Source organism: Francisella sp. 19S2-4 (assembly GCF_036281795.1).
Lineage (GTDB): Bacteria > Pseudomonadota > Gammaproteobacteria > Francisellales > Francisellaceae > Francisella.
This window is the reverse complement of record NZ_JAWUZH010000088.1, coordinates 1-1668: the sequence shown is the minus strand read 5'-3', so window position 1 is coordinate 1668 and position 1668 is coordinate 1. Positions and strand designations below refer to the sequence as shown.

The following is a 1668-nucleotide window of genomic DNA, read 5'->3' as shown; positions in this document are numbered from 1 at the left end:
AAAATACTAATATCTGTAACATCTGTATTTTACAAAATATATCTAACAATTTGGGATATTAATTCAACAGTCTTTTTCAGATATAAGAATAATATCTTTATGTTTAACAAGGTTTATTTCATGACCATTAGGTCTTATATCTTGGCAATCAAGAGGTTTTATAAAAAATCTTAATCCATTTTCAGCTTGTTCAAAAATATAGTCATCAAGATAAGTATCAAATGTTGGTATCAACTTTCTAAATTCATATATAGAAATATAACTTTTACTTAAAATAATTTGTTCTTCAGTCATTAATAACACACCTCCCACAGTGTTCCCAATAGATTAAGCACTTACAAACACTTGGGTAATGTCTTTCGGTTGGCCTACCTAGAAAGTGCTTAATTAGTTAATTTAAGAATAGACTTAGAATATTAAGATATCAAGTATCACAATATATGATGATGTTTTGTTGCTGCAGCAATTATAAAAATACCAAAACCATACCCCTTTTTAGTCACCAGTGTACATTGTGGCGTACATTGAGATAATTTTTATTTTTACAAACCTATATTTATCAATACTTTAAGACACCTAGTTCAAGTCCCGCAGACCTTTTACTAAATACTAAAAACCCTTTAGAATGTTAGATACTTTAGGACTTTTATTGTCTAGGGTAGCTAACGCCCGAAAGAATACAGCCCAAGTATTTTGGCAATACTTAAATGGTTTGATATGGTTAAGTATCCTAAATCTTTGGATATGACAATAGAGCATTTTAGAAGATGCTTATCTAAAAGAGGTAATTTAGTTATTAAAAACCCCTTTTTATATACAGATAAAACAGATAAGGAGTTAGCTAATCTACTATCAGATATATATAAGAAAGGAGGGTTTGCTCATTTAAATTCGTCTAGTATTTCTTATAGAAATTTAGAAGATTTATTTATTGAAATTGATAATATGGGACATGAATTTAAAGAAGAATTTTTTAAAAGAGCTTATGAATATTTTTTTTGTAAAAACACTCAAAGATATATGCATAAAAAATTAAGAGATTTTGAGTTTTATAATATAAACAGTGATTTTGAATACAAATATACAAAATCTAAAAAAAACATAAATAAACAAGATAATTCGAGTATAAAAGGTGATGTTAATTTAGTAGTTAATACAAACTACCCTAAATCGAAAATTCAAACTGATTTTTTGAATTGGTTAAATGAAGTTAAAAAGGACAATAAACAAGTAAATTTAACTATTGCAAAAGTAAAAACACGAATAGATACATATAAAATATTTCAAGTTAAAGACTTATTAGATTATGCTGAAGCTAATAATTTAGATATTACAAATGAAAAGATAATAGAACTTGTATCGCCTGACAAATATAGTGATAGAAGCTGGGGAAAAAAGTTAAAAGATAAGGCAGAAGAAATATTTTCTAATCAATTCTTGATGGGCTTAGAACCATAAAATCAAAATGTGACCAATTTTTTAAAAAAATAGCTCAAACTAGATTTCATTAAGTCAAATTATCATTTATAGCAGATATGAAGCAAAACTATTGGATTTTGATAAAAATCCAAGAGGTTGCTGCAGCAATTAAATTAAAAAGACTGTTGAATTAATATCCCAAATTGTTAGATATATTTTGTAAAATACAGATGTTACAGATATTAGTAT

At 26.2% G+C, this 1668-nt stretch carries 2 protein-coding genes; one reads left to right on the top strand and one right to left on the bottom strand.

Features of this window, described 5'->3' with window-relative positions; all coding sequences use genetic code 11:
- Positions 1–63: 63 nt before the first annotated feature.
- On the bottom strand, positions 64–294 hold the full coding sequence (locus R8535_RS10825; protein WP_329499161.1) for a hypothetical protein: 231 nt from the start codon (positions 292–294) through the stop codon (positions 64–66).
- Positions 295–693: 399 nt separating this feature from the next.
- Between R8535_RS10825 and R8535_RS10820 the strand changes: the two genes are divergently transcribed.
- Positions 694–1458, top strand: coding sequence for a hypothetical protein (locus R8535_RS10820; RefSeq protein ID WP_329499159.1), 765 nt, complete (start codon positions 694–696; stop codon positions 1456–1458).
- Positions 1459–1668 lie beyond the last annotated feature (210 nt).